General features: G+C 74.1%; 21 protein-coding genes. 9 read left to right on the forward strand and 12 right to left on the reverse strand.

Annotation, left to right across the window (positions count from 1 at the left end):
* The 3 genes from DOO78_RS17380 to DOO78_RS17390 all read right to left on the reverse strand — a co-directional run bounded on the left by DOO78_RS17380 (position 1) and on the right by DOO78_RS17390 (position 3,043).
* Complete coding sequence (locus tag DOO78_RS17380) at positions 1 to 1,554, reverse strand: formate dehydrogenase beta subunit (RefSeq protein ID WP_111471129.1); 1,554 nt, start codon at positions 1,552 to 1,554, stop codon at positions 1 to 3.
* A complete protein-coding gene (locus DOO78_RS17385; RefSeq protein ID WP_111471130.1) occupies positions 1,551 to 2,018 on the reverse strand; it encodes a formate dehydrogenase subunit gamma in 468 nt (155 codons plus the stop codon). Before DOO78_RS17385 ends, DOO78_RS17380 begins: the two co-directional genes overlap by 4 nt.
* 113 nt (positions 2,019 to 2,131) lie before the next feature.
* Complete coding sequence (locus tag DOO78_RS17390; protein ID WP_111471131.1) at positions 2,132 to 3,043, reverse strand: LysR family transcriptional regulator; 912 nt, start codon at positions 3,041 to 3,043, stop codon at positions 2,132 to 2,134.
* A 153-nt stretch (positions 3,044 to 3,196) separates the two neighbouring features.
* Here DOO78_RS17390 and DOO78_RS17395 point away from each other — a divergent pair, with 153 nt between their 5' ends.
* The 5 genes from DOO78_RS17395 (at position 3,197) to DOO78_RS17415 (ending at position 9,872) form a co-directional block, all read left to right on the forward strand.
* The gene (locus DOO78_RS17395) at positions 3,197 to 4,924 is read left to right on the forward strand and encodes a dihydroxyacetone kinase family protein (RefSeq protein ID WP_111471132.1); all 1,728 of its coding nucleotides are present in this window, start codon (positions 3,197 to 3,199) and stop codon (positions 4,922 to 4,924) included.
* Between the two features lie 364 nt (positions 4,925 to 5,288).
* Complete coding sequence (locus DOO78_RS17400; RefSeq protein WP_165838951.1) at positions 5,289 to 6,890, forward strand: ABC transporter substrate-binding protein; 1,602 nt, start codon at positions 5,289 to 5,291, stop codon at positions 6,888 to 6,890.
* Positions 6,890 to 8,251: an amidase gene (locus DOO78_RS17405; RefSeq protein ID WP_111471134.1), complete on the forward strand. Its 1,362-nt coding sequence runs from the start codon at positions 6,890 to 6,892 to the stop codon at positions 8,249 to 8,251. Before DOO78_RS17400 ends, DOO78_RS17405 begins: the two co-directional genes overlap by 1 nt.
* 10 nt (positions 8,252 to 8,261) lie before the next feature.
* Positions 8,262 to 8,480: a hypothetical protein gene (locus tag DOO78_RS17410; RefSeq protein ID WP_111471135.1), complete on the forward strand. Its 219-nt coding sequence runs from the start codon at positions 8,262 to 8,264 to the stop codon at positions 8,478 to 8,480.
* A gap of 3 nt (positions 8,481 to 8,483) precedes the next feature.
* The gene (locus DOO78_RS17415; RefSeq protein WP_111471136.1) at positions 8,484 to 9,872 is read left to right on the forward strand and encodes an amidase; all 1,389 of its coding nucleotides are present in this window, start codon (positions 8,484 to 8,486) and stop codon (positions 9,870 to 9,872) included.
* 31 nt (positions 9,873 to 9,903) lie between these two features.
* On the opposite strand, the gene DOO78_RS17420 is transcribed toward DOO78_RS17415, so the two are convergent.
* Entirely contained in the window at positions 9,904 to 10,191 is a 288-nt protein-coding gene (locus tag DOO78_RS17420) for a DUF2218 domain-containing protein (RefSeq protein WP_111471137.1), read from the reverse strand.
* Positions 10,192 to 10,196: 5 nt separating this feature from the next.
* Positions 10,197 to 10,787 carry a PadR family transcriptional regulator gene (locus tag DOO78_RS17425; protein WP_111471138.1) on the reverse strand — a complete coding sequence of 197 codons (591 nt, stop codon included), beginning with the start codon at positions 10,785 to 10,787 and terminating at the stop codon, positions 10,197 to 10,199.
* Positions 10,788 to 10,988: 201 nt separating this feature from the next.
* Here DOO78_RS17425 and htpG point away from each other — a divergent pair, with 201 nt between their 5' ends.
* Together htpG and DOO78_RS17435 are read left to right on the forward strand one after the other, a co-directional pair.
* Positions 10,989 to 12,830, forward strand: a complete 1,842-nt coding sequence (gene htpG, locus DOO78_RS17430) for a molecular chaperone HtpG (protein ID WP_111471139.1) — start codon at positions 10,989 to 10,991, stop codon at positions 12,828 to 12,830.
* A 68-nt stretch (positions 12,831 to 12,898) separates the two neighbouring features.
* Positions 12,899 to 13,651, forward strand: coding sequence for an SDR family NAD(P)-dependent oxidoreductase (locus DOO78_RS17435; RefSeq protein ID WP_111471140.1), 753 nt, complete (start codon positions 12,899 to 12,901; stop codon positions 13,649 to 13,651).
* A 235-nt stretch (positions 13,652 to 13,886) separates the two neighbouring features.
* On the opposite strand, the gene DOO78_RS17440 is transcribed toward DOO78_RS17435, so the two are convergent.
* The 5 genes from DOO78_RS17440 to DOO78_RS17460 all read right to left on the reverse strand — a co-directional run bounded on the left by DOO78_RS17440 (position 13,887) and on the right by DOO78_RS17460 (position 18,851).
* Positions 13,887 to 14,453, reverse strand: coding sequence for a UGSC family (seleno)protein (locus DOO78_RS17440; RefSeq protein WP_111471141.1), 567 nt, complete (start codon positions 14,451 to 14,453; stop codon positions 13,887 to 13,889).
* A 159-nt stretch (positions 14,454 to 14,612) separates the two neighbouring features.
* Positions 14,613 to 15,725, reverse strand: a complete 1,113-nt coding sequence (locus DOO78_RS17445; protein WP_207802951.1) for a hypothetical protein — start codon at positions 15,723 to 15,725, stop codon at positions 14,613 to 14,615.
* Between the two features lie 104 nt (positions 15,726 to 15,829).
* Positions 15,830 to 16,765: a LysR family transcriptional regulator gene (locus tag DOO78_RS17450; RefSeq protein ID WP_111471142.1), complete on the reverse strand. Its 936-nt coding sequence runs from the start codon at positions 16,763 to 16,765 to the stop codon at positions 15,830 to 15,832.
* Positions 16,766 to 16,793: 28 nt separating this feature from the next.
* Positions 16,794 to 17,750, reverse strand: a complete 957-nt coding sequence (locus DOO78_RS17455) for an acetyl-CoA carboxylase carboxyltransferase subunit alpha (protein ID WP_111471143.1) — start codon at positions 17,748 to 17,750, stop codon at positions 16,794 to 16,796.
* 159 nt (positions 17,751 to 17,909) lie between these two features.
* Positions 17,910 to 18,851 (reverse strand): tyrosine recombinase, encoded by a 942-nt coding sequence (locus DOO78_RS17460; RefSeq protein WP_111471144.1) that lies wholly within the window; start codon positions 18,849 to 18,851, stop codon positions 17,910 to 17,912.
* A gap of 386 nt (positions 18,852 to 19,237) precedes the next feature.
* On the opposite strand from DOO78_RS17460, the gene aroB reads away from it, so the two are divergent.
* The gene (gene aroB, locus DOO78_RS17465; RefSeq protein ID WP_111471145.1) at positions 19,238 to 20,845 is read left to right on the forward strand and encodes a 3-dehydroquinate synthase; all 1,608 of its coding nucleotides are present in this window, start codon (positions 19,238 to 19,240) and stop codon (positions 20,843 to 20,845) included.
* Positions 20,846 to 20,896: 51 nt separating this feature from the next.
* Here the strand turns inward: aroB and DOO78_RS17470 are convergent, their stop codons facing one another.
* Together DOO78_RS17470 and DOO78_RS17475 are read right to left on the reverse strand one after the other, a co-directional pair.
* Positions 20,897 to 22,123 carry an ABC transporter substrate-binding protein gene (locus DOO78_RS17470; protein WP_111471146.1) on the reverse strand — a complete coding sequence of 409 codons (1,227 nt, stop codon included), beginning with the start codon at positions 22,121 to 22,123 and terminating at the stop codon, positions 20,897 to 20,899.
* Positions 22,124 to 22,210: 87 nt separating this feature from the next.
* Complete coding sequence (locus DOO78_RS17475) at positions 22,211 to 23,962, reverse strand: PAS domain-containing protein (protein WP_165838952.1); 1,752 nt, start codon at positions 23,960 to 23,962, stop codon at positions 22,211 to 22,213.
* A 241-nt stretch (positions 23,963 to 24,203) separates the two neighbouring features.
* Between DOO78_RS17475 and DOO78_RS17480 the strand changes: the two genes are divergently transcribed.
* Positions 24,204 to 24,797: a DUF2889 domain-containing protein gene (locus DOO78_RS17480; RefSeq protein WP_111471148.1), complete on the forward strand. Its 594-nt coding sequence runs from the start codon at positions 24,204 to 24,206 to the stop codon at positions 24,795 to 24,797.
* Positions 24,798 to 24,864 lie beyond the last annotated feature (67 nt).

Here is a 24,864-nt window from a genome sequence, read left to right on the forward strand (position 1 = left end):
TTACTCAGCCGCCAGCGGCGCGGCGCCGCGGCGGAAATCCTCGGGGAAATGGGTGAGCGCGCTCATTACCGGCAGCGGCGTCAGCCCGCCCATGGCGCAGAGCGAGCCGTCGCGCATGACCTCGCAGAGATCCTCGACCAAGGCGAGGTTGCGCGCCGGCTGCCGGCCGGCGATCACCCGGTCGATCACCTCGACGCCGCGCACCGCGCCGATGCGGCAGGGCGTGCATTTGCCGCAGGATTCGGCGGCGCAGAACTCGAAGGCGAAGCGCGCCTGGCGGGCCATGTCCACCGTGTCGTCGAAGACCACGATGCCGCCATGGCCGAGCATGCCGCCGGCCCCGGCCAGCGCCTCGTAGTCGAGCGGCAGGTCGAGCAGGCGCTCGGGGAAATAGGCGCCGAGCGGCCCGCCCACCTGCACCGCGCGCAGCGGCCGGCCGCTCCGCGTGCCGCCGCCGAACTCCTCCACCAGCGCGCGGAGCGTCGGGCCGAAGCCGAGCTCCACCAGCCCGCCCCGGCGGATGTTGCCGGCGAGCTGGAAGGGCATGGTGCCGCGCGAGCGGCCCATGCCGCATTCGGCATAGGCGGCGGCGCCATGCGCCAGGATCCAGGGCACGGCGGCGAAGGAGAGCACGTTGTTGATCAGGGTCGGCTGGCCGAACAGCCCGCGCAGCGCCGGGATCGGCGGCTTGGCGCGGACGATGCCGCGCCGACCCTCCAGGCTCTCCAGCAGCGAGGTTTCCTCGCCGCAGATATAGGCGCCGGCGCCGAGCCGCGCCTCGAGCCGGAATTCCCGGCCGCTGCCGAGCACCGAGGCGCCGAGCAGCCCCGCCGCCTCGGCGACCGCGATGGCGGCGTTCAGGCTGCGCCAGGCCAGCGGGTATTCCGAGCGGATATAGACGTAGCCCTGGGTCGCGCCGGTCGCCAGGCCGGCGATCGCCATCCCCTCGATCAGGGTGAAGGGATCGCCCTCCATCAGCAGGCGGTCGGCGAAGGTGCCGCTATCGCCCTCATCGGCGTTGCAGACCACGTATTTCTGCGCCGCCTCGGCGGCGCGGACGCTGCGCCACTTGATGCCGGTCGGGAAGCCGGCGCCGCCGCGGCCGCGCAGGCCGGAGGCGGCGACCGCCTCCACCACCGCCGCGCCGCCGAGGGCGAGCGCCGCCTCCAGCCCGCGCAGCCCGCCCGTGGCGCGGTATTCGTCCAGCGAGAGCGGGTCGATGAGGCCGCAGCGCGCGAAGGTCAGGCGCTGCTGCCGCGCCAGGAAGGGCATCTCCTCCGGCCGGCCGAGGCGGAGCGGATGCGGCGCCCCCTGCAGCAGCCCGGCATCGAGCAGCCCTTCCACATCCTCGGGCGCGACCGGGCCATAGGCGATGCGGCCCGCGGGCGTCTCCACCTCCAGCAGCGGCTCCAGCCAGAGCAGGCCGCGCGAGCCGGTGCGGGTGAGCGTGACCGGCCGGCCGCGGCGCCGGGCCCCCTCGAGCAGCGCGCGGGCGACGGCGCCGGCGCCGAGCGCCTCGGCGACGCTGTCGCGCGGCAGGAACAGCCGGGTCATGCCGCCGCCAGCCGCGCCGCGAGGCGGGCGGCGTCGAGCCGCGCCACCGGCTCGCCATCCACCAGCGCCGCCGGGCCGTTGGCGCAGAGGCCGAGGCAGAAGACCGGCTCCAGCGTCACCTGCCCATCCGCGGTGGTGCCGTGCCAGTCCACGCCATAGGCGGCGCGCAGCGCGGCATGCAGCGCATCGGCGCCGACCGCCTGGCAGGCCTCGGCGCGGCAGAGCTTCACCACATGGCGCCCCGCCGGCTCCCGCCGGAAATCGTGATAAAAGCTGAGGCAGCCATGCACCTCGGCGCGGGAGAGGTTCAGCGCCTCGGCGATGAGGGGCACGGCCTCCTGCGGCACATGGCCGAAGGCGTCCTGCAGCGCGTGCAGGATGGGCAAGGTCGCCCCCTCGCGGTGCCGATGCGCGGCGATGATCGCCGCGGCGCGCGCGGCATCCCAATCGGTATGACCCGGCACGTCTTCCTTCCCGGACTCCCTTGCCCTGGATCAGGGACCGGGTCGTGCGGCGGGTCAATCAAGCAGATCGGTCGCCCGACAGGCAGCCATGGTCGATCGTGCCGCCCCTGGTCTCAGATCGGCAGCTCCTCGCTGCCGGACAGGCCGAGCGCCGCCTCCCGCGCCTCGGCGACGAAGGCGCTCACCAGCGACAGGGCCGGGTCGCGCTGCAAGGCAACGAGGCCGATGGCGTGCGAGACCTCGGGCGCCGTGATCGGGATGGCGCGCAGCGGCTCCGTCAGGCCGAGCAGCCCGGCCAGCACGGTCGGCAGGATGCTGGCCCAGCGGCCGGTCCGCACATGCGTCATCAGCACGATCATGGAGTTGGATTCGAGCGCCGTCGCCGGCTCCGTGCCCGCGGCGCGCAGATGCGCGTCGACGATGCGCCGGTTCTGCATGTCCGGCGTCAGCAGGCAGAGCGGGACGCCGGCCGCCTCGGCCCAGGTGACGGACTCCCGCCGCCCGAGCGGGGCATCGGCGGCGGTGATCAGCCGGTAGCTCTCGCGGTAGAGCGGCAGGGCGGTCACCCGGCCGAGCGGCTCGTTGTCGAGATAGGTCAGGCCGATATCCGCCTCGAGATTGGCCAGCAGGCTGAGGATCTCGGCCGAGGTGGTGGAGCGGACGGTGAAGCGCACCTCCGGATGGCGGGCGCGGAAGGGCGTGGTCAGCGAGGCGACGACCGGCAGCGCGGTCGGGATCGCGGCGATGCGCAGATGCCCGGCGAGGCCGCGGCTGAGGCGCCGCACCTCCTGGCGCATCGCCCGCGCGTCGCCGACGATGCGCCGCGCCCATTCCAGCGCCTTCTCGCCCTCGGCGGTGAAGCCCTGGAAGCGGGAGCCGCGCTGCACCAGCAGCACGCCGAGCCGCTCCTCGAGCTGCTTGATGCCGGCCGAGAGGCTCTGCTGCGTCACCCCGACCACCTCGGCCGCCCGGCCGAAATGCCGTTCCGAGGCAAGGGCGAGCAGCATTTCCAGCTTTTCGATCACGCCGGTTCCTGGCGCGGTCCCGCGCCTTCCCTCCCTGCCGCCGCGCCGAGCTTACCGGCGGGGCGGCGGCGGCGCCAGGAGCCGCCCGGCTTGTGCCCGGCCCATGGCTGGCCAAGCATGCGGCCCGCCACGGCGAGGAAAGGCCCGGATCGCATGAAGAAGCTGTTGAACGACCCGCGCGGCGTGGTGCGCGAGATGCTGGAGGGCCAGGTCGATCTCTGCCCCGGCCAGGCGCTGCTCGCGGAGGCCGATGTGGTGGTGCGCGCCGGCCTCCCGGCGCCCGCCGATCGCCGGGAGGTGGCGGTGCTCTCGGGCGGCGGCAGCGGGCATGAGCCGGCGCATGCGGGCTATGTCGGCGAGGGGATGCTGCACGCCGCCATCGCCGGCGACGTCTTCACCTCGCCGAGCGTCGATGCCGTGCTGGCCGGCCTCCGCGCCGCCGCCGGGCCGGCGGGCGCGCTGCTGGTGGTGAAGAACTACACCGGCGACCGGCTGAATTTCGGCCTGGCCGCAGAGTTGGCGCGGGCCGAGGGCATCCCGGCCGAGCTTGTCGTCGTCGCCGATGACGTGGCGCTGCGCGACACGGTCGAGCCGGCGCGCCGCCGCGGCATCGCCGGCACGGTGCTGGTGCACAAGGTGGCCGGCGCCGCGGCCGCCGCCGGCCTGCCGCTCGCGGCCGTGGCGGCGGAGGCGCAGGCCGCGGCGGCGGCGATGGGCAGCATGGGCGTCGCGCTCGGCGCCTGCACGGTGCCGGCGGCCGGGCGGCCGGGCTTCACCCTGGGGGCGGAGGAGATCGAGCTCGGCCTCGGCATCCATGGCGAGCAGGGCGTGCGGCGCGGCCCGTTGCGGCCGGTCGATGCGCTGGTCGAGGAGATGCTGGGGGTGATCCTCGCCGATCGCGGCTTCGGCGCCGGCACCCCGGTCGTCCTGCTGGTGAACGGGCTGGGCGGCACCCCGCCGATGGAGCTGGCGGTCGCGGCCAGGGCGGCGCTGGCAGGGCTGCGCGCCCGCGGCCTCGTGGTCGAGCGCGCCTGGTGCGGCAACCTGCTGACGGCGCTCGAGATGCCGGGCCTCTCGCTGACGGTGATGCAGGTGGACGCGGCCCGGCTGGCGCGGCTGGATGCGCCGAGCACGGCGCCGGCCTGGCCGGGCCCTGGCCGCATCCCGCCGCGGCGGCAGGTGGTGGCGGGGGGCGGCGCTCCGGAACGCGCCCCGGAACGCGCGCCGGCCCCGCGCGGCGCGGCGCGGCCGGATGGCGCGGCGGTGCGGCGGGCGGCGCTGGCCGCGGCGGCGGCGCTGGAGGCGGCGGAGGCGCGGCTGACCGAGCTCGACAGCGCCGCCGGCGACGGCGATCTCGGCCTCAGCATGACGCGCGGCGCGGCGGCGATCCGCGCCCTGCCGGACGGCGCCTGGCAGGATGCCCGCAGCGCCCTCGCCGCCATGGGCGAGGCGCTGCGCCGGGCGATCGCCGGCAGTTCCGGCCCCTTCTACGCGACGGCCCTGCTGCGCGCCGCGCGCAGCCTGCCGGAGGGCGCGCCGCCGCAGCCCGCCGACTGGGCGCGCGCCTTCGAGGCCGCGGTGGCGGCGATCGCCGAGCTGGGCGGGGCGAAGCCGGGTGACCGCACCATGCTGGATGCGCTGCAACCGGCGGCCGCCGGCTTCGCCGCGGCGCTGGCCGGGGGCAGCCCGCCTGCCGTCGCCTGGGTGGCGGCGGTGCGGGCGGCGCGCGAGGGGGCGGCGGCAACCGCCGGGATGCGGCCGCGCCTTGGCCGCGCCAGCTATCTCGGCGACCGGACGCTCGGCACGCCGGATGCCGGCGCGGCGGCCGCGGTCGTCTGGCTGGAGCAGATCGCGGACGGGCGTGAACGCCCGGGAGCGTGAATCGGCTCTACGAACACGGAGCGACAGCGGATTGGCGTTCACGTGTGAACGCAATCCGCCGTCGCGGCGCTGGCGGCGGGCTGAGGGCGGCGCGGCCGGGGCATTTTCCCGGCCGCGCCCTATTGCGGCGCAGCATGATGGGTGAATAAGCTTTGCCCATCGGGCATCCCGGCGCGCGCTCTCACGGCGCGGGGCTGCCCCAAGATCCTGATGGCCGTGCCGTCTGTCGCCCCGGGGCTTCGCCGCCCCGTGGGGACCAGCCATGGCCGAGGGATCGGCACGTCGCCGCCGGCACCTCCCGCGGATGGCGCGCCCGGAGGCGCCGGCAGCATCCACACGGCCCCACCCGCCGCCGGGGGCTGCCATGGAGCGTCGTCATTTCACCGCGGGCCTTGCCGCCCTGCCCTTCGCCGGGGCGCTGCCGCGCCGCGCCCAGGCCGCCGAGAAGGTGCTGCGCGTGGCGATGACCGCCGCCGACATCCCCTCCACCACCGGCCAGCCGAACCAGGGCGCCGAGGGCATCCGCTTCATGGGCATCACCGCCTATGACGCGCTGACCGCCTGGGACCTGTCGCGGGGCGACATCAAGGCGCGGCTCCGCCCGGGCCTCGCCGAGCGCTGGGAGACCGACCCCGCCGACCGCACCCGCTGGACCTTCCATCTGCGCCGGGGCGTCACCTTCCACGACGGCTCGGAATTCGACGCCGCGGCGGTGGTCTGGAACCTCGACAAGGTGATGAACAAGGCGGCGCCGCAATTCGATTCCGCGCAGGCGGCGCAGGCCGCCACCTTCGTCGCGCCCATCGCCAGCTACCGCGCCGTGGATGGCTCGACGGTCGAGATCGTGACCCGGGAGCCGAACGCGACCCTGCCCTACAAGCTGGTCTCGGTCTTCATGTCCTCGCCGGCACGCTGGCGCGAGCTCGGTGGAAGCTGGGAGCGCTTCGCCCTCAACCCCTCCGGCACCGGCCCGTGGAAGGTGGAGAAGGTGGCGCCGCGCGAGCGGGTGGAATTCTCCCGCAACGCCAAATACTGGGAGGCCGCCCGCATCCCGCGCTGCGACCGCATGGTGATCCAGCCGATGCCGGATGCGCTGACCCGCGCCGCGGCGCTGCTCGCCGGCCAGGTGGACTGGGTGGAGGCGCCCTCGCCGGACATCATCCCGCGGCTGCGCCAGGCGGGGATGCAGATCGTCACCAACCCCTACCCGCATGTCTGGCCCTATCTGCTGAGCTGCCTGCCGGACAGCCCGTTCAAGGATGTCCGCGTCCGCCAGGCGATCAATCTCGGCATCGACCGCGAGGGGCTGGTCGCGCTGCTCGGTGGCACCGCCATGGCGGCGACCGGCGTCGTCCCGCCGAACGATCCCTGGTTCGGCACGCCGCGCTTCCAGGCGCGGCACGACCCGCGCGAGGCGAAGCGCCTGCTGCAGGCCGCCGGCTACGGGCCGCGCAACCCCTGCAACGCCACGATGCTGATCTCGACCAGCGGCTCCGGCCAGATGCAGCCCCTGCCGATGAACGAGGCGATCAAGCAGGGGCTGGAGGAGGTGGGCATCAACCTCCGCTTCGAGGTGCTGGAATGGGAGGCGCTGCGCGGCCGTCGCCGGTCCGGCGCCGCGGCACCGGAGAATCGCGGCATGCACGGGCTGAACAACTCCCTCGGCTCGGCCGAGCCCTCCTCGATCATCGATGCCATCTGGTCGAAGCGGGCGCCGCCGGTCGGGCTGAACTGGGGCTGGTTCAACGACCCGCAGATGGACGCGCTGGCGGCCCGCTGCGAGGTCGAATTCGACCCGGAGCGGCAGGACATGCTGCTGGCCGAGCTGCATGCCGGCTTCGTCGACCAGGCGCTCTGGGCCTTCATCGTGCACGACCTGAACCCGCGCGCCCTGGGGCCGCGGCTCAGGGGCTTCGTGCAGGCGCAGAGCTGGTCGCAGGACCTCACCACGGTGGACATCGCCTGATGCAGCCGCATGCGCTCACCGCCGCCGAGGCGGCTTCCCTGATCCGCGACCGCCGCCTCTCGGCCGAGGAGCTGACCCGCTCCTGCCTCGACCGCATCGCGGCGCGCGAGGCGCTGATCCGCGCCTGGCTGTTCCTCGACCCCGATCTCGCCCTGCGGCGGGCGCGGGAGGCCGACAAGCGGCAGGCGGCGGGGCTGCCGCTCGGGCCGCTGCACGGCTTGCCGCTCGGCGTGAAGGACGTGATCGACACCGCCGACATGCCGACGACGCAGAACTCGGCGATCTATGCCGGGGCGCAGATCGGCCGCGACGCCGCCTGCGTCGCCGTGGCGCGGGCGGCCGGCGCGCTCATCCTCGGCAAGACGGATACGGTGGAGTTCGCCGCCGGCGGGCGGAAGGCGCTGACCCGCAACCCCTTCAACCCCGCGCATACGCCGGGCGGCTCCTCCTCCGGCTCCGGCGCCGCGGTGGGCGACTTCATGGTGCCGCTCGGCTTCGGCACCCAGACCGCGGGCAGCCATATCCGCCCCGCCTCCTTCAACAACCTCTATGCGCTGAAGCCGAGCTGGAGCCTGGTCAGCCGCGAGGGGTTGCGGATGTCGGCCATCTCGCTCGACACGCTCGGCTGGTTCGGCCGCTCGGTCGCGGATCTGGCGCTGGTCGCCGCGGCCTTCCGCCTGCCCGGCCTCGGCGCCCATGGTCTCGGTGCCCATGGTCTCGGGGCGGGCCCCGCGCCGGGGGTCCGCAGCCTGCGCGTCGGGCTGTGCCGCAGCCCGGTCTGGGAGCGGATCGAGCCGGCCGGCGCGGCGGCGCTGGAGACGGCGGCGCGGCGGCTGGAGGCGGCGGGGGCGATCGTCGAGCCGCTCGAGCTGCCGGCGCCCTTCGCCGGGCTGACCGCGGCGCGCGACGTCATCGCCCGGCATGAGGGCAGCGCCGCCTTCCTGCCGGAATACCTCGCGGCGCATGCGCTGCTGGCGCCCGATATCCGGGCCCGGGTGGAGCTGCGCGAGACCTTCGATGCCGCCGGGCTGCTCGCCGCCTATGCGCTGGCCGATGCCTGCCGCCCGGCCTTCGACGCGCTGTTCGGGCCGCGGCTCGACGTGGTGCTGACGCCGGCGGCGCCGGGCGAGGCGCCGGAGGGGCTGCACACCACCGGCGATTGGATCTTCAACGGCATGTGGACGCTGCTGCACGTCCCCTGCCTCGCCATCCCCTGCATCCGCGGGCCGCGCGGCCTGCCGGTCGGCATCCAGCTCGTCGGCCCGCGGCTCGGCGATGCGCGGCTGCTGGCGATCGCCGAGGCCTGCGCGCCGGTGATCGATGCCGAGCCCGGTTGGGCCCGCGCCACCCTGCTGTCCTGAGGAGGAAAGGATGTCCGAGGAGAGAGCGTCCGAGGAGACCACGCCCGAGGCGCTCGCCGTGCTGGCGCGGCAGGCCGGGCTCGACCAATTGCCCGGGGCCTACCGCGCCGAGCTGCTGGCGGCCTGGCGGCATGTCGAGCGCATGGCCGCCCGCATCCCGGCGGCCCGGCCCTATGCCGATGAGCCGGCGCATGTCTTCGACCCGACCCGTTTCGGGGCCGAGGGCTGAGGCATGACGGCGATGCTGAGCCTCGCCGAGGCGGCGCGGCGGATCGAGCGCCGCGACCTCTCGCCGGTGGAGCTGCTGGCGGATTGCCTGCGGCGGATCGAGGCGGTGGACGAGCGGCTGTGCAGCTTCGTCACCCTGACGCGCGAGCGCGCCCTGGCCGAGGCGCGGGCGGCCGAGGCGGCGATCATGGCCGGGGATTACCGCGGCCCGATGCACGGCATCCCCTACAACCTGAAGGACATCTTCGAGACGCGGGGCATCCGCACCACGGCGCAGTCGAGGCAGCTCGCCGACCATGTGCCGGCGGCTGATTGCGATGCGCAGGAACGCCTGCAGGCGGCCGGCGGCGTGCTGCTCGGCAAGGCGGCGACCTGGGAGTTCGCGCATGGCGGCCCGGCCTGGGACGTGCTGTTCCCGCCCTGCCGCAACCCCTGGGACCTGACGCGGGACCCGGCCGGCTCCTCCTCCGGCTCCGGCGCCTCGATCGCCGCCGGGCTGGTGCTGGCCAGCATGGGCTCGGACACCGGCGGCTCCATCCGCGGCCCGGCGGCGGCCAACGGCATCGCCGGGCTGAAGCCGAGCTATGGCCGCGTCAGCCGCCGCGGCGTGCTGCCCAACTGCTTCTCGCACGACCATGCCGGGCCGCTGGCCTGGACGGTGGAGGATGTGGCGATCCTGCTCGGCATCACCGCCGGGCATGATCCGCGGGATCCCGGCTCGGCCGACCGGCCGGTGCCGGATTACCGGGCGGCGCTGACCGGCGATGTCCGCGGCCTGCGCATCGGCGTGCCCTGGCGCTGGATCGAGGAGGACCTGCCCGCCTCGGCGCCGACCCGGGTGGCGCTGACGGCGGCGCTCGACGTGTTCCGCGGCCTCGGCGCCACGGTGCAGCCGGTCTCGCTGCCGCCGCTGCAGGAGTACGAGGACTGCAAGAAGATCATCGCCGTCGTCGAGCTCTTCTCGATCCATGCGCGGCAGCTCCGCGAGACGCCCGAGCTGTTCGGGGCGAGCCTGCGCTGGCGCATCATCGCCGGCGGCTTGGTGCGCGCCGAGACCTATGTCCAGGCCATGCGGCAGCGCAGCCTGCTGGCGCGGCGCATGCAGGCCGCCTTCGCGGAGGTGGACGTGCTGATGCTGCCGACCGGCGAGCCGGCCCGGCCGCTGCAGCCGGTGCCGCCGGAGACGCTGTTCACCAAGCGCAGCTACACCACCGCCTTCAATGTCGGCGGCAACCCGGCGCTCGCGCTCTGCATGGGCTTCGATGCCGCGGGCCTGCCCTTCTCGCTGCAGATCGTCGGGCGGCTCTTCGACGAGGCGACGGTGCTGCGGGCCGGCGATGCCTATGAGCGGGCGACGCCCTGGCGGCAGCGGCGGCCGGCGCTGGTGGCCTGAGGCCGGGGCCGGCGGGCGATGCGCCGGCCGCTCAGCCGAGCGGCCGCCAGTCGATGGCGAGCGGCTCGCGCGGGGCGAAGCGCTGCAGATGCTCCGCCAGCACCGTCTTGAGCCGTACCAGCGCCGCCGGATCCTCGGCGGCGATGCGCAGGACCAGGGTCTCGCCGGCCGCCTCCAGGCTGCATCGGCCGCCCTGGAAGGCGATCCGGCCACGCGCCGCTTCGAGGCGGGTCGGCAGCGCGCGGCCGAAATGCCGGCAGAGCTGGAGCAGGTGGCGGTCCGCCCCGGCGGTCGGCACCCGCGCCTCGGCGCCTGGCATGGGCCTCAGCTCCGCTCCACCGCCAGGGCGGCGGCGTCGAGCGCGGCGGCGACGGCATCGGCCTGCTCCGGGGTCAGCGGACCGCGGGCGAGGCGCATGCGCAGCGCGAGCTTGAGGTTCTCCATGGCCCGCAGGATCTGCGGCGCCTGGCCGCCGGCATGCAGGCGGCTGGTCTCGGCCATGCGGGCGAGCAGGGCATCGACCGCCGGCCGGTTGGCGGCGAGGAAGGCCTCTCCCTCGGCGGTGATGCCGTGCAGCTTCTTCGCGCCGCCTTCGGCGAGGCTGGTGGTGACGTAGCCGAGTTCCTCGAGGAGGGTGAGCGTCGGGTAGATCACGCCGGGGCTCGGGCTGTAGGCGCCGCCGGCCTGGTCCTCGATCGCCTTGATGAGCTCGTAGCCATGCCGCGGCTTGCGGGCGATGAGGTCGAGGATGACGAGGCGCAGGTCGCCATGGGCGAAGAGGCGGCCGAGGCCCGAGCGGCCGCCGCCCCGGCCATGCCGGCCCCGGCCGAAGGGATGCAGCTCGTGCTCGTGCCGGGCGAAGCGTTGCCGGTGGTCGCCCTGCGGCGGGAAGCGGCGGTGGTGATGGGAATGCATGATGTCTTGGTTCCTGTTTAAGACTGGATTTAGATATATCTAAGACTAGTCGAAAACAAGCCCTTTTTTGCAGGAGGGGCGGCATCCTGCGCCCGGTCGCCGCCGCCGGCCGCGCTCCGGCGCCACGGGGCAACCGTTGCAAGCCTCCCGCCGTGCGCACATATCGGCCGCTGCCTGACCGCAACGCATGAGAGGGCTGGAATGGGCGAGACCCTGGAGCGGCACGAATTCGGCGCCGAGGTGGGGCGCCTCCTCGATCTGGTGGTGCATGCGCTCTACACCGAGCGCGAGATCTTCCTGCGCGAGCTGGTGGCGAACGCCGCCGATGCCGTGGACCGGCGCCGCTTCGAGGCGCTGACCGACCCGGCGCTCGGCATGCCGGCCGAGACCGCGCTGCGCATCGTGCCGGACAAGCCGGCGCGGACGCTGCGCATCGCCGACCCCGGCATCGGCATGAGCAAGGCGGAGCTGGCCGAGCATCTCGGCACCATCGCCCGCTCCGGCACCCTCGCCTTCACCCGCGCCCTGGCCGAGCGGCCGGCGGCGGAGCGGCCGAGCCTGATCGGCCAGTTCGGCGTCGGCTTCTACTCGGCCTTCATGGTGGCCGAGCGGGTGGAGGTCACCTCCCGCCGCGCCGGCAGCGAGGAGGCCTGGACCTGGGCCTCGGAGGGGAAGGGGGACTACACCCTCGCCCCCGCCACGCGCGCCGAGCCGGGCACCGACGTGGTGCTGCACCTGAAGCCGGAGGCCGAGGAATTCCTCGAGCCCTTCCGCCTGCAGGCGATCATCCGCAAATGGGCGGACCACATCACCATCCCGATCCTTGTCACCCATGACGGCAAGGACGAGCCGGCGAACGAGGGCACGGCGCTCTGGCGCAAGCCGAAGGCCGAGGTCAGCGAGGCGAGCTACACCGAGTTCTACCGCCATCTCGGCCATGTCTTCGACACGCCCTGGGCGGTGCTGCACTGGCGCGCCGAGGGGGCGCTCGACTTCGCGGCGCTGCTCTTCATCCCCGGCATGAAGCCCTTCCAGGCGGTGGAGGGGGAGCGGGAGAGCCGGGTGCGGCTGCATGTCCGGCGCATGTTCATCACCGACCAGGCGGCGCTGCTGCCGCCCTGGCTGCGCTTCGTGCATGGCGTGGTGGACACCGAGGACCTGCCGCTCAACGTCTCGCGCGAGATGCTGCAGGCGACGCCGGTGCTGGCCCGCATCCGCCGCGCCGTGACGGGCCGCGTCCTGTCCGAGCTGAAGACCCGCGCCAAGGATGCCGCGGACTACGCCAAGTTCTGGGAGAATTTCGGCCCCATCCTGAAGGAGGGCGTCTGGGAGGATGCCGAGCACCGGCAGGATGTCGCCGCGCTGCTGCGCTTCCGCTCCTCGGCGGTGGAGGGCTGGACCTCGCTCGCCGACTACGTCGCCCGCATGAAGCCGGGGCAGGAGCAGATCTACGTCCTGGTCGGCGAGGACCCCGCCGCCCTGGCCAAGTCGCCGCAGCTCGAGGGCTTCCGCGCCCGCGGCGTCGAGGTGCTGCTGCTCACCGACCAGATCGACGCCTTCTGGCCGGAGCGGCTGGACGCCTTCGAGGGCAAGCCGATCCGCAGCATCACCCAGGGCACGGTGGACCTCTCGAAGCTCGGCGAGGGCGGCGCCGGGGAGGCTGGCGGGGAGGCGGCCGATCTCACCGCCCTGCTGCCGCGGCTGCAGGAGGCGCTGAAGGACGCCGTCTCGGCGGTGCGGGCGACGGACCGGCTGGTGGACAGCGCCGCCGTGCTGGCCGCGCCGGAGCATGGGCCGGACCTGCAATTGCAGCGCCTGATGCGCCGCGCCGGGCGCGAGATGGGGGCCGGCCTGCCGGTGCTGGAGGTCAACCCGCGGCATCCGCTGCTCCGCCGCCTCGCCGGGCCGGAGGCCGAGGCGGAGCTGGGCGAGGTGGCCGGGCTGCTCTTCGACCTCGCCCGCATCCAGGATGGCGAGCCGCCGCGCGACCCGGCCGGCTTCGCCCAGCGCGTGGCGACGGCCCTGGCGCTCGGGACGGGCTGAGCCGCGCCGGCTTGCCCGCCCCCTGGCGGAGGCCGCAGTCTCGCGGCTTCCGCAGGGAGGGATGGGCCATGGAGCTCAAGGGGGCGGTCGCCGTGGTGACGGGCGGCAATGGCGGGCTCGGGCAGCGCATCTGCCATGCCCTGGCGCGCGCGGGGGCGAGCATCGCCGTGGTCTATGCCGAGAGCCGCGCCGAGGCCGAGGCGGTGGCCGGCGAGCTCGCCGCGCAATACGGCATCGAGGCGGCGGCGCATCGCTGCGATGTCACCGACGAGGCCTCGGTGGCGGCGCTGGTCGAGGCGGTGATGCGGCGCCATGGCCGCATCGACCTGCTGGTGAACGACGCCGCCTACAACAAATCCGTCCCTTTCGCCGATCTCGACGGGCTGACCATCGAGCTCTGGGAGCGGATCATGGCGGTGAACCTCACCGGGCCGATGCGCCTCATCAAGGCGGTGGCGCCGGTGATGAAGGCGCAGGGGCGGGGGCGGATCGTCAACATCGCCTCCGTCGCCGGGCTCGGGCCGCAGGGCTCCTCCATCGCCTATGCCGTCTCCAAGGCCGGGCTGATTCACCTGACGCGCTGCATGGCGGTCGCCCTGGCGCCGGAGGTGCTGGTCAATTGCGTGGCGCCGGGGCTGCTGGAGGGCACGCGGGCCACGGCCAATCTCAGCCCGGCGCAGATCGAGCGCTCCGCCTCGGGCGCCCTGCTGAAGAAGGCCGCCGACAAGGATGATTGCGCCGAGATGGTGGTGACCATGGCGCGCTCGGAGACGATGACCGGCCAGACGGTGGTGATCGACGCCGGCCGGGTTTTCCATTGATATCCGAGGCCCTCATGCGTGACCGCATGGGGGCCTCGGACCGGTCGAAGGGCCGGACCTTTGGCGTGCGGTCCGGTGGGTCGGCCGGGCCGGCTCATACGAACGGCCGTTGATGGTGACCCATCAACGGCCCCTCAGTCGCCGGGCGGTTTGCTCCGCAAACCTTGGCTACGCGCCACTTGGCGCGGCGCCCGTTCGGGCGCTCGGCATGAATGGGCCATTCATGCCGTTCGTATCAGCCTCGCGCCGTGGCCTCGGCCCCGGTCCAGACCGCCACCGCCTGGGCCTCGATCTGCCGCACCCGCGCTGCCACCTCCTCGGCGGTGATCGAGCTCACCGGATGGTCGATCACCACCGGCTGCAGCGCCGGCATGCCGAGCGCGGCGCGGGTCAGCTCCGTCTCGCGGGCGAATTCCGTGGTGATGATGCAGGCGGCGGCGAGGCCGCGTCGCTCCAGCGCGATGCTGTCGCGGACGCAGCAGGAGCAGCAGGAGCCGCAATCGCCGATGGCGGTGAGCAGGATGTCGCACTCCGTCGCGATGCGCTCGATCAGCTCCGGCGCCGCATCCTTCGAGAAGCTGTGCTTGACGTAGTAGCTCACCGCGCCGAAGGCGAAGCGCTCGCCCAGCGCCGCGACGGCGCCGCGCAGCAGCTTGTTGGCGTTCCACTTGCTGTTGTCGAGCACGCCGAGCCGCAGCCCGTCGAGCCGCGGCCGCCGCGGGGCGAGCGGCGTCGCCGCGCTCTCCACCCGCCCGCGCGGGTCGAAGACGAAGGCCCTGGCGTCATCCACCCGGAGCAGCATGGCGTTTCCTCCCTCCTACCAAGCTCACGACGTTCCTAGCTGCGGCCCGCGGGGCCGAGCGCCCGAACGGGCGCCGCGGCTTATGCCGCGAAGCCAAGCCGCTGGAAGCGGCGCCGGCGTTTGAGGGCATTGATGTGGCAACATCAATGCACGCCGACATCAGATCGCGCAGACGCCGCCGGCGCAGTCCGGCCCCGTCGGCACCGCCGCATCGGCGAAGACCGGCTGCATCACCGGCGTGTTCATATGGCCCCAGCCGGGGATGAAGGCGGAGAAGCGCCCGGCATCGCCGCCGAGGACGAAGAGATGGATGTTGTCGGGCGAGGGCACGATCGGGATGCGGCTGTCGGGGTCCCGCTTGTACCATTTCGGCAGGTTGCGGTTGTAGACACGGCCGTAGCGATGGTCGCGGGTGATCAGCCGGAAGGCGTTGCCGCTGTGCATCCAGAGATAGTGGCGGATGTCGCTGCGGGTCCAGCCATGCCGGGCGATGCTCCGCGCATGCTCGAGCCCGAGCGCCACGGCGCAATGCCCCGACAGCACGGCGTTGTTCGTGGCGATGGTGCTCATCGCCGAGCACATGGTGTCGAGGATGCCCTCGGGGTCGTTGCACTGATGGTCGGTGACGCTGTGCGGCGCCTCGGCCGCCATGGCGAAGACCGTGCTCGCCTCCGGCGCCCAGCCCTGCTCGACATGGTAGGGGGCGAAGGGGCTGTCCGCCTCGTTCTCGCAGATGGCGTAGCTGTACTTGGCCGGGTTGCCGAGCGTGCATTTGTCGAGATCGGGCGGATGCGCCCCGCCGACATTCAGCAGCACCAGCCGGATGGCGCGGCCGATGGTGGCGTTGGCGCGGTTGCCGGGGCCGAAGGCGCTGGCGCCGCCATTCATGCCGATCTCCCGCGCCACCGGCCCGTTCACGATCACCAGGGGCGCCGCCATATGCGTCGTCGCCTGCACGCCGTTCAGGTTGAAGCCGGGGTCCATCAGCGCCCGCAGCGCCGCCCGCAGCACCGGGGCATAGGCGGGCAGGCAGCCGGCCATGACGGCGTTGATGGCGAGCACCTCGCGCGTCAGCAGCCCCCAGCGCGGCGCCACCTTGCCCTCCACCGCATCGGGCTCGCCGCCGAGCGCATCGACGAAGGCGGCCACCTTCTCGGGCGTCGGCGGCACCACCGGCAGGCCATCCGTCCAGCCGCGGGCGAAGTAGTATTCGACGAGGTCGGTGCCGGGTGTCACGGCGTGGTGGCCGGCGATCTCCTCGGTGGCGGACATGGCGTCGCTCCCTTGCCCCTGGGCGGGTCCGGCCCGCGGGGCCCTTGCTTCGGGAAGGATGCGCAGCCGCGCCACCTATGCCAAGCCCGGCATGCTGGCAAAGATTATTCCAGATTTTGCATGGATGCGCCGCCCGGCCAGCCATCCCGCAGCGCGCCCATCAGCCCCGCCGCCGGCGGCGAGGGAGTCCGGCCCGCCTGCGTCACCAGCCCGACCCGCCGGCTCAGCCCCGGCGGCGCCAGGGGCAGCACGGCGAGGCCCTCGCCGGCCGAACCCGCCACCGCCGTCGCCGGCACGATGGCGAGTCCCGCCCCGGCGCGGACCAGGCGCAGCATGGTGGCGAATTGCGTCACGGTGAGGCGGGGGCGGAGGGTGAGGCCGGCGTCGGATGCCGCCGCCTCGATGATGCGGCGGGTGCGGGAGTCCGGGGGGAAGGCGATCAGCCGCTCGCCGGCGAGGGAGGCCAGCGCCACCGGCTCCTCCCGCCGCGCCAGGGCGTGGCCCGGCGGCGCCACGGCGACGAAATGCGCCTGGCCGAGCGGCTCGGCGACCAGCCCCGGCGGCAGGGCATCGACATAGGTGAGGCCGAAATCCGCGGCGCCCGCCTGCACCTCGGCCAGCACATGGCCATGCACCCCCTCCCGCACCTGCAGCTCGACCCCGGGCCGGGCGGCGGTCCAGGCGGCGAGCAGGCCGGGCAGCACGCCGGTCGCGGCCGACATGATGCAGGCCAGCACCACCTGGCCGCGGCTCTCGGCCGCGATCTCGCTGAGGCTGCGGGCGAGCATGCCGAGCTCGTGCAGCAGCCGCTCGGCGGTGGGCAGGAATTCCCGCCCCGCCGCGGTCAGCCGCACCCGGCGGGTGGTGCGCTCGAACAGGGCGACGCCCAGCACATCCTCGACCCGGCGGATGCTGCGGGTCAGCGCCGGCTGCGAGCAGGCGAGGGTGGCGGCGGCGGCAACGAAGCTGCCCTGCTCGGCCAGCGTCAACACAGCGAGGAGCTGGCGGGCGGAGAGGTCGGGGATGTGCTGCCGGCTCATCCTGCGGAGGCTCCGTCCCCCGCCCGGGTCACGCCACGCCGTGCCGGCCCATCTCGAGGAATTTCTCCCGCCGGCGGGCCCGCAGCGTCGCGCCGTCGAAGGCGAGCAGCGGTTCCAGGCTCTCCCAGACCTTGTCGCCCACCGCCTTCAGCGCCGCCGCCGGGTCGCGCTGCGCGCCGCCCATCGGCTCCGGCACCACGGCATCGACCAGGTTCAGCCGGCGGAGATCCTCGGCGGTCAGCTTCAGCGCCTCGGCCGCGGCCGGCGCCTGGGCGGCGTCGCGCCAGAGGATGCTGGCGCAGCCCTCCGGCGAGATCACCGAATAGACGCTGTGCTCCAGCATCAGCACCCGGTCGGCGGCGGCGAGCGCGATGGCGCCGCCGGAGCCGCCCTCGCCGATGATGGTGGCGACGAAGGGCACCGGCGCGTCCAGCCCCGCCTCGATCGAGCGGGCGATGGCCTCGGCCTGGCCGCGCGCCTCCGCCTCGATGCCGGGGAAGGCGCCGGCGGTGTCGACGAAGGAGAGGATGGGCAGGCCGAAGCGGCCGGCCAGCTCCATGATCCGCCGCGCCTTGCGGTAGCCCTCCGGCCGCGCCATGCCGAAATTGTGCTTCACCCGGCTCTCGGTGTCGGCGCCCTTCTCGGTGCCGAGCACGGCGACGGCGCGGCCGCGGAAGCGGCCGAGGCCGCCCACCACCGCCGCGTCGTCGGCGAAGGCGCGGTCGCCGGCCAGCGGCGTCCATTCCTCGATATGGGCCCGGATGTAGTCGAGGCATTTCGGCCGGTCCGGGTGGCGGGCGACCAGGGTCTTCTGCCAGGGCGTCAGCTTGGCATAGGTGGTCTTGAGCAGGGTCTGCGCCTTGTCGCGCAGCTTCGCGACCTCCTCCGCCACGTCGATGCCGCCGGCATCGGTGGTGCGGCGCAGCTCCTCGATCTTGCCCTCGAGCTCGGCGATCGGCTTCTCGAAATCCAGGAAGTGGCGCATCGGGTCCCTGTGGCCCGGCACGGGGCCTGGGCGAATCGCAACGAATCTCCCGCCGCGGCGCGCGGGCGCCGCAGGACGGGTCCCTCAGGCGCCGGGGTTAGCGGAAAAGCGCCGGAGGCGGAAGCCGCGACCGTCCGGGCCCATGCCGAGCGCCCGGCGTCAGGCGTCCGCCGGCGGCGGCGCTTCCCGTCCCCCGGCCAGCGGGTGATGCGCCTCGACCAGCGCCCGCAGCCGCTCCTCCAGCACCTTGGTGTAGATCTGGGTGGTGGCGATGTCGGCATGGCCGAGCAGGAGCTGCAGGCTGCGCAGGTCGGCGCCGCGCCCGAGCAGGTGGCTGGCGAAGGAATGCCGCAGCACATGCGGGCTGACGCGATCCGGGGCGATCCCCGCGGCCAGCGCCGCATCCTTCAGCAGCAGCCCGAGCGCCTGCCGCGTCATATGGCCCGCGGCGGCGCGCGCCGGGAACATCCAGCGCAGCGCCCTCGCATCCTGGGCGGATTTCCGCCCGGTCGCGGCCAGCGCCTCGCGGGCGGCGAGGGCCGCGTCGCGGGCCCGGGCGGAGATCGGCACCAGCCGGTCCTTGCCGCCCTTGCCGCGCACCGCGACCAGCGGCGCATCCGGCCGCAGCGCCGCCGCCGGCAGGGCCACCAGCTCGCTCGCCCGCAGGCCGGAGCAGTAGAGCAGCTCGATCGCCGCCGCCGCCTGCGGCCCGCGATGCCCGGGCAGCGTGGCGGCGCCGGCGAGGAGCGCCTCCACCTCGGCCTCGGTGATCGCCCGGGGCAGGGCGGCCGGCGTCTTCGGCCCCTCCAGCAGCTCCGTCGGGTCGTCCGGCCGCACCGCCTCGCGGGCCAGGAAGCGGTAGAATTGCCGGAGCGCCGAGAGCCGCCGGGCGGCGGTGCGCGGCTGCAGGCCGAGATCGGTGAGCCGCCGCAGATAGGCGCGCAGCAGCGGCGTGCCGGCCGCGACGGGCGGCGTGCCCTCGCGGCCACAGAAGTCGAAGAAATCCCTGAGGTCGGTCTCGTAGGCCGTCCAGGTGTTGCGGGCGGCGCCGCGCTCGGCCTTGAGCATCTCGAGGAAGGCGTCGAGCAGATGGGCCGCCATGCGGTGCCGGACCGGGGACCCGTGCTAGCGGGTCTGGAACCGGTCGTTCGGCACCACCCGCTCGACCGGCTGCGGCGAGACGGCGGGCGGGAAGGCCCCGACCGCCAACAGCCCGGCCACCACCAGGGCCACGAGGATCACGGCGATCAGCAATACGGGCCGTCGGAACATTGCGGGCTGGGTCCTCGCGCGAGAGCCGCGGTGTGCTAGCCTTAGGGATCGTGTCACGCAACATTGTTAACGCCCGCGCACCATCCGGCCCCGGTGATCCTGCCTCACCTGGAACCGTTGCGGGCATCGCCCTGGCAACCGAGCTGCTGCAGGCCGAGCCGGCCCTGCCGGCCGGCCCCGCCTGGCTGCAAGGGCGCAGCATCGTTCTCGTCGGCATGCCGGGCTCGGGCAAGTCCTCGATCGGCCGCCGCCTCGCGCTGCGGCTCGGCCTGCCCTTCCTCGATGCCGACAGCGAGATCGAGACGGCCGCCGGGCTGCCGATCACCGAAATCTTCGCCCGCTATGGCGAGCCGCATTTCCGCGACGGCGAGCGCCGGGTGATCAGCCGGCTGCTGGCCGGTCCGCCGGTGGTGCTGGCGACCGGCGGCGGCGCCTTCGCCGATGCCCGCACCCGCGCCGCCATCCGCGGATCGGGCGCCGTCTCGGTCTGGCTGCGCTGCCGCATGCCGACGCTGCTGCGCCGGGTCGCCGGCCGCGAGCACCGGCCGATGTTCCTCAACGCCGATCCGGCCGAGGTGCTGCAGCGGCTGATGACCACCCGCCACCCCTTCTATGCCGAGGCCGATCTCGTGATTCCCTGCACCGATGAGAGCCCGGAGAGCACCACGCGACGGGTCCAGGAGGCGATCGAGGCCTGGCGCCCGCCCGCCCGCCTGCCGGTGACGCTCGGCGAGCGCAGCTACGATATCCTGGTGGGCGAGGGGCTGCTGGCCCGCGCCGGCGGGCTGATGGCGCCGGTGCTGCCGGGCCGCCGGGTGGTGGTGGTGACGGACGAGACGGTCGCGCCGCTGCACCTGCCGGTGCTGCGGGCGGGGCTGGAGGAGGCAGGCTTCGCCATCCTCGCCGAGATCGCCGTGCCGCCCGGCGAGGCGAGCAAGGATTTCGCCTGCCTGCAATCGGTGCTGGAGCGGATGCTGGCGGCGGGGGCGGACCGGCGGACGGCGGTCGTCGCCCTCGGCGGCGGCGTGGTCGGCGACCTCGCCGGCTTCGCGGCCGCCGTCGCGCTGCGCGGCCTGCCCTTCGTGCAGGTGCCGACCACGCTGCTGGCCCAGGTGGATTCCAGCGTCGGCGGCAAGACCGGGGTCAACCTCGCGCTGGGCAAGAACCTGGTCGGCGCCTTCCACCAGCCGCGGCTGGTGATCGCCGACATGGCGACCCTCGCCACCCTGCCGCCGCGGGAGCTGCGCGCGGGCTATGCCGAGGTGGCCAAGCACGGGCTGCTCTCCGGCGAGACGCTGTGGCGCTGGTGCGAGGGGCATGGCGCGGCGCTGGTGGCGGGGGACGCCGCGGCGCAGGCGCATGCGGTGCTGGAGAGCTGCCGGCTGAAATCCGCGGTGGTGGCGAGCGACGAGCGGGAGGAGAGCGCCGAGGGCGGCCGCGCCCTGCTCAATCTCGGCCATACCTTCGGCCATGCGCTGGAGGCCGAGAGCGGCTATGGCGGCGCGCTGCTGCATGGCGAGGCGGTGGGGGTTGGGCTCGGCCTCGCCGCCGCGCTCTCCGCCCGGCTCGGCCAGTGCAGCCAGGAATTGCCCGGCCGCGTCATCTCGCATCTTGAGGCCTGCGGCCTGCCGGCGCGCATCCGCGACCTGCCGCGCCGCTATTCCGCGGCGGCGCTCCTGGGGCGGATGCGCAAGGACAAGAAGGTGCGCGACGGCGCGCTGCGCTTCGTGCTGCTGCGCGGGCCGGGCGAGGCCTACACGGCGGGCGAGGTGCCGCCCGCCATGGTCGAGAGCCTGCTGCGCGACGAGGGCGCCGAGGCCTGATGCCGAGCGCAGGACGGTGTAGCCGTCCTGATCGCCGGGCGCTCGGCCCCGCTACTTCACCAGCGGGCAGCCGCCCTCCTGCAGCGGCCGGAAGGCCTGCTCGGCGCCGACCGTGCCGACCAGCCGGTAATAGTCCCAGGCGCCGCGGCTCTCCGCCGGCGCCTTCACCTCGAACAGATGCGCCGGGTGGATCTTGCGGCCGTCGATGCGCAGCGTCCCGGGGCCGAAGGCGTCGTCATCGGTCGGCATCGCCTTCATGCGGGTCACCACCTCGAGCCCGCTCGCCTTGGCGCGCTCGGCGCCGAGATCGGCGACCGCCTTCAGGTAGTGCAGCACGCCGGAATAGGTGCCGGCCTGCTCCTGGTTCGGGTAGTTGTTCGGCGTCCGCGGCTTCACCCGCTCGAGGAAGGCGCGGCTGCGGTCGTTGAGGTCCCAGTAGAAGGTCTCGCACACCGTCAGGCCCTGCGCCTGCTCCAGCCCCATGCCATGGATGTCGGTGATGAACATCGGCGTGCCGACCAGCCGGGCCCGGCGGTTGAGGCCGAACTCCTTGGCCTGCTTGATGCAGTTGATCATGTCGGCGCCAGCCATCAGCAGCCCGATCACCTTGGCCCGGCTGGCCTGGGCCTGCACCAGGAAGGAGGAGAAATCCGTGGTGCCGGGGAAGGGGAAGCGCGCCCCGCCGAGCACCTTGCCGCCGGCGGCGCCGATGGCCCGCGTCAGGTCGCGCTCCATCTGATGGCCGAAGGCGTAGTCGGCGGTGACGAAGTACCAGCTCTCGCCGCCGGCCTTCACGGTGGCGGTGCCGACCGAGTTGGCCAGCATCCAGGTATCGGCCACCCAGTGGACGGTGTTCGGGGTGCAGCGCTCGCCGGTGATGGCGGCGCTGAGCGCGCCGGTATTGACCTGGACCTTGTTCTTCTCCTGCACCAGCCCGGCGACGGCCAGGGCGATGGCGGAGTTGTTGACCTCGCAGATCATGTCCACGCCGCGCGTGTCGATCCATTGCCGGGCCAGGGCGAGGGCGACATCCGGCTTGTTCTGGTGGTCGCCCTGGATCAGCTCCACGGCGATGCCGCGCGAGGCCAGGTCGAGATCCATGACCGCCTGCTGCGCGCAGGCGAAGGCGGTGGGGCCGGAGGTGTCGCGGTAGGGGCCGGAGAAATCGGCGAGGACGGCGATGCGGATGGCGGCGTCGCGCGGCTGCGCGCGCGCCAGGCGGGCGCCGCCCAGGGAAGCCGCGCCGAGCAGCACGCTGCGGCGTTCCAGCATCGTCATGCCGAGTCCTCACCTCTGTGTCGGCGGCCATACAGCCGCTCCCGCGGCGGCTGGCAAGGGAGGGCGGCGCGCCGCGGCCCGGGGCGGTCAGCCCGGCTGCAGCCGCATCCGCAGCGTCACCTGGCGGTCCTCCGAATCGGGGCCTTCCCCGACCACGAGCTCGGCATCGATCTGCCGGGCCAGCGCGCGGATCACCGTCTCGCCCATCCGGTCGGCGGCGTGGTCGCTCGGCATCAGCCGGCCGCCATCGGCCACCGACACCTCCAGCCGCCCCGCCTCCTGCCTGGCCTCGAGCCAGATCGGATGCGTGACGCCCGCGGGCCGCTCGCGCCGCAGCGCATCCGTCACCAGTTCGGAGAGGATCAGGGCGAGCGGGATCGCTCGCTCGGCATCGAGGGCCAGCGCCTCCGGCGCGGCGATGCGGATGTCGCAGCCCGGCTGCTGCACCGAGGCGCCGGCCGCCAGCTCGCGCAGCATGTCGGTGAGGCGGACGCTGCGCAGGTCGGGGCTGAGCTGCAGCGCCCGGTGCGCCTCCGCCACCGCCTGGACGCGGGCGGTCGCCGCCTCCAGCGCCTCGCGCGCCGCCGGCTCCGGCATGCGCCCGGATTGCAGCCGCAGCAGGGCGGCGACGAGTTGCAGGCTGTTCTTGATGCGGTGCTCCGCCTCGCGCAGCAGCTGCTCCTGCATCGCCAGGGCCTCGCGCAGCCGCGCCTCGGCCTGGTGGCGTTCCTCGACATCGGTGCAGGTGCCGACCCAGTGCCGGATCCGCCCGGCGGCGTCGCGCACCGAGGCCGCCCGCACCCGGTGCCAGGGCGCCCCGCCCTCGGCCGTGCGGATGCGCGCATCGGCGTCGTACGCGCCCCCCTCGGCCAGCGCCGCCGCCCAGCCCGGCGCCAGCCGCGCCGCATCCTCGGGGTGCAGCGCCGCCAGCCAGCCCTCCTCGGCCAGCGCGGCGAGGCCGAGGCCGGTCAGCGCCCGCCAGCGCCGGTTGACATACTCCACCCGGCCGGCGGCATCGGTCTGCCAGACCAGGTGCGGCATGGCCTCGGCGAGGGTGCGGAACCGGTCCTCGCTGGCACGCAGCGCCTGCTCGGCCTGCCGCCGCGCCTCGATATCCGCATTGGCGCCGACCCATTCCAGGATCCGGCCCGTCTCGTCGCGCCGCAGCACCGCGCGGGCGGCGCTCCAGCGCCAGCCGCCATCGGCGCGCCGGAGGCGGTATTCGGCCTCGTAGACCTCGCCGCTCTCGATGGCCTGCAGCCAGCGCGCGGCCGCCTGCGCGCGATCCTCGGGATGCACCGCCTCCAGCCAGCTCGGGCCGCCGGCCGTGCCGGGGGCCAGGCCGGTCACCTCGGCCCAGTTCGCATTCTCGAGCAGCGTGCCATCCGGCGCGGCGATCCAGACGGCGAGCGAGTTGACCTCGACCAGGGTGCGGTAGCGCTCGGCCTGCGCCTCGCGCTCCGTGACGTCGCGCAGCAGCAGCAGCACGCCGGCGACCCGGCCGCCACCGGCGCGGATCGCCGAGAGCTCGGCATCCCAGCGGCGGGCCGGCGGCCCGCCGAGCTGGAGCGGGATGGCCTCGGCCCGCCGCGCCGTGCCGGTGGCCCGCACCTCGTCGAGCATCGTCAGCAGGGCGAGGTCGCGCTCCGGCAAGGTGGCGGCGAGCGGTTGGTCGCGCAGGGCGGCCTCGGCCCGTCCGGTGGCGGCGAGGAAGGCGCGGTTGGCGTAGCGGAGGAGGTGCGCCGGCCCTTCGAGCACGACCACCGACATCGGCGATTCCTCGGCGAAGCCGCGGATGCACTCGATATCGGGCAGGCCGGACCGGCATTCCTCGGGCATGGTCCGCATCCCCCAGGGTTCGGCCTTCGTCAGGGAACCATTAGCCGCTTGATGCGATGCCGACGACTGGTCGCATGACGAGGTTCATCACACCACAGGGAAACGTGACCGCCCGCCGGGGAAGGGCGGGCGTTCCGGCACCTGCCGCGCCAGCGCAGGGCTGCTCCACGCCCCGGACCGGTGCCCCGCCGCCCGGTTTTGCGTTAGGCAATCGGTCGAGTGTCCAAGCGGAGCCCCCTGCATGCCCCTGTCGCCGCCCGCCCCCCGCGAGATGCTGCACCGTCGCGCCATCGACATCCGCGGCTGGCGGCGGGCGGATGGGCTCTTCGACATCGAGGCCTATCTCGAGGACACCAAATCCTACCCCTTCGAGAACGAGGATCGCGGCACCATCACGCCGGGCGAGCCGCTGCACGGGCTCTGGCTGCGGCTGACGGTGGACGAGGCGATGGTGATCGTCGCGGCCGAGGCGGCCTCCGACCACACGCCCTACACGGTCTGCCCGGGCGCGGCGCCGAATTTCGCGCGCCTCGCCGGGCTGAAGATCGGCCCCGGCTTCAACCGCGCCGTGGTCGAGCGGGTCGGCGGCATCCTCGGCTGCACGCATCTGCGCGAGGTGCTGGGGCAGATGGCGACGGTGGTCTTCCAGACCCTCTACCCGCTGCGGGCCGCGCAGGAGCAGGCGGAGACCGCCCGCATCCTCGCCACCGGCCAGCGCCCGGCGCGGCCGCCCGCCATGGTCGGCACCTGCATCGCCTATGCGCCGGACAGCCCGGTGACCCAGGCGCGCTGGCCCTGGCTGCGGCCGCCGGCGACGGACCAGGCGGCGGAATAGCAATCCCCGCGAAGCCGCTGCGCGGCCCCCGGTGCTTCGCTCCGGAGCCGCAGGGCGTCACAGCCTG

It is taken from the genome of Roseicella frigidaeris (genome assembly GCF_003258945.1).
Taxonomy (GTDB): domain Bacteria; phylum Pseudomonadota; class Alphaproteobacteria; order Acetobacterales; family Acetobacteraceae; genus Paracraurococcus; species Paracraurococcus frigidaeris.